General features: G+C 70.2%; 6 protein-coding genes. 2 read left to right on the plus strand and 4 right to left on the minus strand.

The features are described 5' to 3' along the window. Window positions 1–3 precede the first annotated feature (3 nt). From ON39_RS19410 to ON39_RS19425, 4 genes are all read right to left on the minus strand, one after another. Window positions 4–1,599 (minus strand): MFS transporter, encoded by a 1,596-nt coding sequence (locus ON39_RS19410; RefSeq protein ID WP_373283705.1) that lies wholly within the window; start codon window positions 1,597–1,599, stop codon window positions 4–6. Between the two features lie 17 nt (window positions 1,600–1,616). After that, the gene (locus ON39_RS46010; RefSeq protein WP_051186811.1) at window positions 1,617–2,573 is read right to left on the minus strand and encodes a pyridoxamine 5'-phosphate oxidase family protein; all 957 of its coding nucleotides are present in this window, start codon (window positions 2,571–2,573) and stop codon (window positions 1,617–1,619) included. A 98-nt stretch (window positions 2,574–2,671) separates the two neighbouring features. Continuing rightward, on the minus strand, window positions 2,672–3,574 hold the full coding sequence (locus ON39_RS19420) for a DMT family transporter (RefSeq protein ID WP_040736320.1): 903 nt from the start codon (window positions 3,572–3,574) through the stop codon (window positions 2,672–2,674). 312 nt (window positions 3,575–3,886) lie between these two features. Then, entirely contained in the window at window positions 3,887–4,516 is a 630-nt protein-coding gene (locus ON39_RS19425) for a TetR/AcrR family transcriptional regulator (protein WP_040736322.1), read from the minus strand. A 160-nt stretch (window positions 4,517–4,676) separates the two neighbouring features. Between ON39_RS19425 and ON39_RS19430 the strand changes: the two genes are divergently transcribed. Then, window positions 4,677–6,095 (plus strand): lipase family protein, encoded by a 1,419-nt coding sequence (locus tag ON39_RS19430; RefSeq protein WP_040736324.1) that lies wholly within the window; start codon window positions 4,677–4,679, stop codon window positions 6,093–6,095. 48 nt (window positions 6,096–6,143) lie between these two features. Further along, window positions 6,144–6,923 carry an META domain-containing protein gene (locus tag ON39_RS19435; protein ID WP_051186812.1) on the plus strand — a complete coding sequence of 260 codons (780 nt, stop codon included), beginning with the start codon at window positions 6,144–6,146 and terminating at the stop codon, window positions 6,921–6,923. Window positions 6,924–7,346: the final 423 nt, after the last annotated feature.

Raw genomic sequence — 7,346 nt, forward strand, 5'->3', positions numbered from 1 at the left:
CGCTTAACGGGGGTAGATGGCGACGAGGTGGGTGATGCGGTCGTCACCGATGGTGTATTTCGACGCTTCCTGTTCTCTGAGTTGGTCCTGGGCGGTGAGCCTGACCTGGTGTTGGTGCATGTGTTCGGCCCAGGAGCGGACGACGAAGGCTTCTACGTAGCGGTCGACGACGCCGACGTCGCGGTAGAGCCGCCACTCCATGGCGCCGGTGCGCTGCCTGGACCGGCCGACGAAGGCCATCGCGGTGCGGAACTCGTCGAGGTTCTCGGCGGGGACGTCGTAGGTGCGCAGGACCATGACCGGTCCGTCGGTGGGGTCGGGCTCGACCACCAGCTGCGGCTCCGGCCAGAACGCCGAGGGCGTCTGGTCGAGGTTCTCCGCGTTGTGGCTGATCGGCAGCCACACCGTGCTCAGCGCGCAGAGCCCGAGCAGCACCGCCGCGGCCAGCAGCGCGAACACCGGCCCGGCGGCGCCGGCGACCACGCCCCACAGCACCGAGCCGAGCGCCTGCCCGCCCATGAACACCAGCAGATAGACCGACAACCCGCGCGCCCGCACCCACGCGGGCAGCAGCAACTGCATGGTCGAGTTCATCGTCGACATCGCCAGCAGCCAGGCGAAACCGGCGAAGACCAGCATCACCAGCACGATCGGCACGACGTGCAGCACCGCGGTGGCCGCCGACGCGAGTCCGAACAGCACCGCGGCCGTGCTCAACCGCTGCGTCGGCGTCAGCAGGGTGCGCAGGCGGGACAGGCCGACGGCCCCGAGCACCGCACCGATGCCCAGCGCGGCCAGCATCAGTCCGTAGCCGGACGAGGACAGCCCGAGTTCGTCGCGCGCGATCACCGGAAGCAGCGCCCACACCGCGCTGGCCGGCGCGATGAACAGGATCGAGCGCAGCAGTACCCGCCGGATCGCGGGCGCCGCCTTGATGAACCTCGTCCCCGCCTGCAACGCCGCCAGCGGGCGTTCGCTCGGCAGCTGCCGATCCGCGGCGGGCCTGCGCCACACCGTCAGCACCGCCACGATGCCGCCGAACGACACCGCGTTGAGCACGAACACCAGCGTCGGCCCGGACAGCGAGACCAGCACGCCCGCGAGCGCGGGCCCCACCGCGCGGCCGATATTGATGCTCATGCTGCCCAGCGCCGCCGCCGACGGAATCTGTTCGCGCGGCACGAGTTCCGGTTGAATCGCCTGCCAGGCGGGCCCGGTGAGCGCCTGCCCGCAGCCGATGAGGAACAGCAGGGTGAGCAGGACGGCCGGGGTAGTGTGCCCGGTCGCCGTCGACACCGCGAGCACCGCGGCCAGCACCGCCATCGTCGATTGCGCGCCGAGCAGCAGCCTGCGCCGGTCGACCAGGTCGGCGATCACCCCGGACGGAATGGCGAGCAGCATCACCGGCAGGGTGATGGCGGTCTGCACGAACGAGACGAGCACGGCCGCATTGGGTCTGTCGACCAGCACCCACTGCGCGCCGACGGTCTGCATCCAGGTGCCCAGATTGGACACCAACTGCGCGATCCACAGCGCGCGATACACCCTCGACCGCAACGGAGCCCAGGTAGAGACCGCGGGGTTGGAGGCAGTGATCACTTACCGAAGCTTAGCCATCACTCAGCCACCGAACGGCCGAGCCTCCTCGGCGCCAGCGACGGCACCCCGTCGCGCCTGGCCCGCTCCAGCCCGATCCTGGTCGCCGCGCCCAGCACGATGCGCCACGGCCAGCGGCTCGGCGGAATCCGGTAGGCGAACCGGGTGTGCGGCGCGTAACGCACTGTGGCGCCGTCGTTTTCGAGCCAGCCGGTCAGCACGACCTGGCTCTGTCCGAGCGTGCCCGCAGTGAACGCGTGCCCGGTCAGCCCGGCCCGGCGCGCACCGTCGGGGACGAGGCCGGCGGGCGTGGTCAGCGTCAGCCGGTCGGCCGCCTGCTCGACGGATCGGACCGGGACCACCATCGGGTAGCCGTCCGCGCCGACCCAGCCGAGCAGTCGATGCGGCTTCGGGCGCAGGCCTTTGATCACCCGGCCGAGGGCGACGCGCGGACCGGTGCCGTTCGCGGGAGATTTCTGCGACTCCGGTGGACGCGAAGGCGCCGGCGGGCCGAACACGGCCGCCGAACCGGAGCAGGACCGGTCGGGGAACGCGACGACGCGGTGCGCCTTGACCCGGACGACGACCCGGTCCCAGAAGAACGGGCCGAGCCACCAGTTCCACAGCGGCCCGCCCAGGTTGTCCGGTCCCAGCGCGGTGCCGGGTCGCCGATAGAACGGACGTAGCTCGTCGCGGTTCGGGTGCCAGGAAAAACTCGCCTCCCCCTGCACGAGCACGAAGTCCTCGCCGCGGGCGGTGCCGTGTTCCCGGGCGTGGAAGACGACGGTCACCCGCGGGTTACGTTCCAGCCGGCGTAATTTGCGAAAGGCCGCCAAGTCGCTGGTGAACGCGAACGTCCGGGAGTCGGCGTCCCAGCCGAGACTGTTCACCGGGGCGAGCACCACGCCGCGCAGCGGCGTCACCTGGGCGAGGGCGACGACGAAATCGCCGTCGAGAATGGCATCGAGTTCGTTCATTGTTCTCCCCACAGTGAGCACACTAGGCGCGGTCCGGCCTCGACACGCATCGTTCTGTGCGTCGAGGCCGGCTCCGCCCATGTGGATTGGGTTGTGGCTCAGGATGTCCGGGCCGAGCGGCGGCCGGTGAGGAGCAGCGCCGTAATGAGTAGACCCACGCCGAGCAGGCCGAGCGGCGTCAGGCGCTCCCCGAGGACGATCGCGGCGAGGAGCGCGCCGGTGAGGGGTTCGAGGAGGGCGAGGATGGCGGCGGTGCCCGGACCCGCGTCGGGGAGGCCGCGGAAATAGAGGGTGTAGGCGATGGCGGTCGGGATCAAGCCCAGGGCCGCGAGCAGGGCGAAGCCGCCGAGGGATGGCTCGAAGGTGACTCCGGTGAGCACGGCCAGCGGGGCGAGCAGCACGGCGCCGCCGGTGAATCCGAGGCCGGTCGTGGTCATCGAATCCAGGCCCGGCACCGGTCGAGCGCTGATCACGGTCACCGCGGCGAACGCGCACGCCGCACCGACGGCGAGGGCCGCACCGACGAGCAGTCCGGTCGCGGCCACCTCATCGGTCGGCACGCCGACCAGCAGCGCCAGGCCGGACAGCGCGAGGCCGATCGTCGCGGCCCGCATGCGGTCGACGGCGCGGCGGCCGGTGAATTGCTCGAGCACCGCGACCGCCACGGGCGAGGCGCCGATGGTGACGAGGGTGGCGACGCTGACCGACGAGGCGGACACCGCGCCGAAGTAGCACGCCTGGAAGGTCGCGGCGAGGGCGGCGACAGCGCCGATCCTGCGCCAGGCCAAGGGGTTTCGCGGCCAAGGCCGTCGGCTCGCCGCGAGCAGCGCGACGAGCAGCAGGCCGCCGACGGCGAGCCGGCAGGCGGCCACCGCGATGGGCGACAAGCCGGTGGCACGGCCGAGCAGGGTGCCGAGCAAACCGCCGGTGCCCCAGAGCATTCCGGCGCCGACGAGGTAGACCAGTCCGGAACGGCCGGTCGTGGACACAGAGATGGACATGAAGATTCGCGCTCCTGCGACAGAGAGGGTTGGGGTCGCGGAAGCGAGGTGCACAACGAACGCCGAAGAGCCTTTCGGGGCCGGCCGTCGCCCGGCTCGGGGTTACCGTGTCCGACAACAGCATCGAACCGGCATCGCCGAAACAAACGCCGTGGCATAGGGACGCACGCGCGTCGTCAGAACGCGCCTGGCCGCCAGGCGAATACGAAGAGTACGCCTACACCTCGCTCAGGAGGCGGGCGGCGGCAAGATCACGAAGTCTCGGTGCACGCGGCCGATCCTAATGCCTTGCGGCGCTGTCTGTCGCGCGACTTACTGATCGATCGCGTCGGCGTAGGTCCGCAGCATGTCCCCGACCAGCTCGAGGACCGCCTCATCGAGTTCGGGCCGCTGGTACACGCCGCGGACGACCGCCTGCCCCGAGAACACGTGCAGCGCCATGAAGAACAGCGGCTCGCGCAGCCGCTGCGGATACCGGCTGAGCACCCCGGTCCGCTCGACCGCCGCGACGACCCCGTCGTAGTAGCTCTCGACCGTCGGCGCGATCCTGGCGCGCAGTTCGTCGTCGGAGCGGGCCGCGAGGTAGATCTCGCGCAGCGCGTGGGTGACGTTGTCGGACTGGGCCGCCTGCAGGAAGCGCAGGGCGGTGTCGAGCGGATTCTCCTGGGCCCCAAGCTGTTCCATCACGACGGTGAAGGCGGCGGTCTGCCGTGTGACGATCACCTCGGCGGTGCGCACGATGAGGTCGAGCCTGCTGTCGAACTGCCGGAACATCGCGCCGACGGACAGCCCGGCCCGTCCGCAGATCTCCTGCACGGTGGTGCGCTGGTAGCCGACCTCGCCGATCGCGGCGACGGTCGCGTCGACCAGTTTGGTCACGGTGGCCTCGCGTCGCTCCTTCTGGGTGCGGCGCGGCCGGGCGGATTCTGCGCTAGCGGTCATGTCGGACCATCCTGCCCGCTCTCATCGGCGGCGCTGGTCAGCGGGTCGGCGTGAGCGTTGACACAGCCCGACCCCGCCCCTTACAGTCGACCGGCCAGTTAGGAAACAGATGCTCTCTTTTTCCGAGGGCTGCTTTGCGTACAGGTCGAGGAGTTCCGAAATGAAGATGAGCACAGCTGGGCGCACCACGAGGGTGCTCACACACGCATGCCTGGCACTGGCCGCGGGGTTGACCGTGGCGGCGTGCCCCGTCCTGGTCGGCGCGGCGCAGGCGGAACCGGTGCCGGTGGCGCCGCCGCTGCCGTTTCCCCTGCCGCCCGCCCCGCCGTACCTCGATCAGGGGTTCTACAACCCCGACCCGGCCCGGGTGGCCGCGGCGCGGCCCGGGGAGATCCTCGCCGCGCGACAGGTCAACCTCGCGAACTTCAACCTGCTGCCGCTCAACGTGCGCGCGTGGCAATTGTCCTTCCGCAGCAACAACACTCGCGGCGAGGCGATCCCCGCGGTGGCCACCGTCATCGTGCCGCACCGCCCCTCGCCCACCCCGGAGCGCAGCCTGGTCTCCTTCCAGTTCGCCGAGGACTCGCTGTCGCAGAACTGCGCGCCCTCGTACGCGTTGCAGATGGGGTCGCTGCCCAACCCGCTGAACTCGGTCATCGCGCTGGAGTTCGTCGAGGCCCAGGCCATGCTGCAACTCGGCCACGCCGTCGTCGTCCCCGACCACCAGGGACCGAACGCGGCCTACGCGGTGGGCCCGCTCGGCGGCCGGATCACCCTCGACGCCATCCGCGCCGCGCAGAACTTCGAGCCCGCCGGACTCCCCGGCGCGGCGACCCGCACCGCCCTGTGGGGCTACTCCGGCGGCGCCATCCCGACCGCGCACGCCGCGGAGCTGCAACCGGAGTACGCGCCCGAGCTGAACCTGGTCGGCTCGGCGGCCGGGGGCCTGATGGCCGATATCCGGATGGCCGTCGACTACAACAACGGCACCTCGACCTTCGGCGGGGCGGTGCTCGGCGGATTGTTCGGCGTGGCAAGGGAATACCCCGAGGTCGCCCGGTTCATCGACCAGCACATGAACCCGCTCGGCAAGGCGATCCGGGTCGTGCACGAAGGACAGTGTGTGGCACTGCAATTCGCGGGCTTCCCGTTCGTGAACATCAAGGGGCTGTTCGACTACCCCGGCGACCCGATGCGCGCGCCCGAAATGCAGCCCGTGCTGGACGATTTGACGCTCGGCCGCCGTGGAACGCCCACCGCGCCGGTGTACCTCTACGAGGCGCCGCTCGACGAGGTCATGCCCGTCAACGCCGTCAACAACCTCTACGACACCTACTGCAAGGACCCGAACGCCAAGGTCGCCTACACCAGGGAGCTGATCAGCGAGCACGGCATCGCCGCCGCGTCCGGCGCGGGCTCGGCCGCGCTGTGGCTCAACGACCGGCTCAACGGCGTTCCCGCGCCGCAGGGCTGCACCAACCGCGACGTGCCGCTGCAGATCCTCGACCCCGGCGCGGCCGCCGCCTTCGCCAACGCGGTCGGCCAGACCCTCGCCTCGGCCCTCGGCATGCCGGTCTGACCTGGCCGAATCCGGGCCGGACCGCGTGCCGTCGGTACGATCGCCGTCATGGCGGCTACTTGCGTGCGGTTCGGCCCGATCGTCCTGCTCGCGCTCCTCGCGGTCGCCGCGTGCTCCAGCGGCGACTCTGAGTCCACCCCGAGCACGCCGAACCTGGCGGGTCGCACGTTTCTCTCCACGCAGGTCGACGGTGCCCCCATCCCCGGCGGCGGCCCACTGACCCTCAGCTTCAAGGACGACCGGCTCTCGGCCGACGCCGGCTGCAACACCTACTCGGGCTCGGTCGCGCTCGACGACAACAAACTGCACGTCTCCGGCCTGGCCGGCACCCTCATGGGATGCCCCGGCGAGCGGCAGGGCGCCGACGAATGGCTCAGCGCCCTGCTCAACTCCGACCCGACCTGGCAGCTCGACGGCGCGAAACTCACTCTGCGCGGCGGCAATTCGACGGTGACCATGATGGACAAGAAGGTCGTCCGGCCGGACAAGCCGATCAAGGGCACCACCTGGCTGGTCACCGCCCTCCTCACCCCCGACGCCCAAGTCCGTTCCCAAACCATCGACGAGGTCAAACCCACCCTCACCATCGCCGACGACGGCAGCGTCACCGGCACCGCAGGCTGCAACCGAATAACCGGCCGCGCCACCGGCGACACCAACCTAACCTTCCAGCTCGCCACCACAAAGATGCTGTGCCCCGCCGAGGTCATGGAAGTAGAACAGGCGGTCCTGAAAGCCTTGGACGGCAAGACAACCGCCACCGTCGACGCCGACACGCTAACCCTCCGCAATACCAACGGCAGTGGGCTTACCTTGCGCGCTCAGTAGTTCAGTAGCGCTGCAGCTCAGCAACTTTCAGCGGTCCTGCAGCTCAGCGGCTCAACAGCCCAGCATCTTCAGCGGCCCAACGGCTCGGCAGCCCAGCTCCTTCGGCGGCTCAGCAGCTCAACGGCTCAAAAACGCACCTTCAAGCAGCGCAGCGGTTTGGCGGCTCAGCACCTAGCAGCTCAGCGGCCCGGCGGCCCCCCGCAGCTCGACGGCTCGGCAGCACAGCACCTCAGCGGCTCAGCAGGCCAACGGCTCAACGGCTCGGCGGCCGCCACCATCGACGCCGACACCCTCAGCAATGCCAACGGCCAGTGGGCTCACCCTGTACGCCCAAGTAGTCCACGGCTCGGCGCGTCAGCGGCTCAATCACCTCAGCGGCACGGCACGCCCAGCACGCCAACGTCTCCGCGTTAAAGGCGACCG

Origin of the sequence: Nocardia tenerifensis NBRC 101015 (assembly GCF_000308715.1) — a bacterium.
Taxonomy (GTDB): domain Bacteria; phylum Actinomycetota; class Actinomycetes; order Mycobacteriales; family Mycobacteriaceae; genus Nocardia; species Nocardia tenerifensis.

Bases quoted from the DNA above. Each gene is read 5' to 3' on its own strand.
- ON39_RS19420 (WP_040736320.1), bottom strand. From the start codon at position 3,574: ATGTCCATCTCTGTGTCCACGACCGGCCGTTCCGGACTGGTCTACCTC.
- ON39_RS19430 (WP_040736324.1), top strand. From the start codon at position 4,677: ATGAAGATGAGCACAGCTGGGCGCACCACGAGGGTGCTCACACACGCA.
- ON39_RS19435 (WP_051186812.1), top strand. From the start codon at position 6,144: ATGGCGGCTACTTGCGTGCGGTTCGGCCCGATCGTCCTGCTCGCGCTC.
- ON39_RS19425 (WP_040736322.1), bottom strand. From the start codon at position 4,516: ATGACCGCTAGCGCAGAATCCGCCCGGCCGCGCCGCACCCAGAAGGAG.
- ON39_RS46010 (WP_051186811.1), bottom strand. From the start codon at position 2,573: ATGAACGAACTCGATGCCATTCTCGACGGCGATTTCGTCGTCGCCCTC.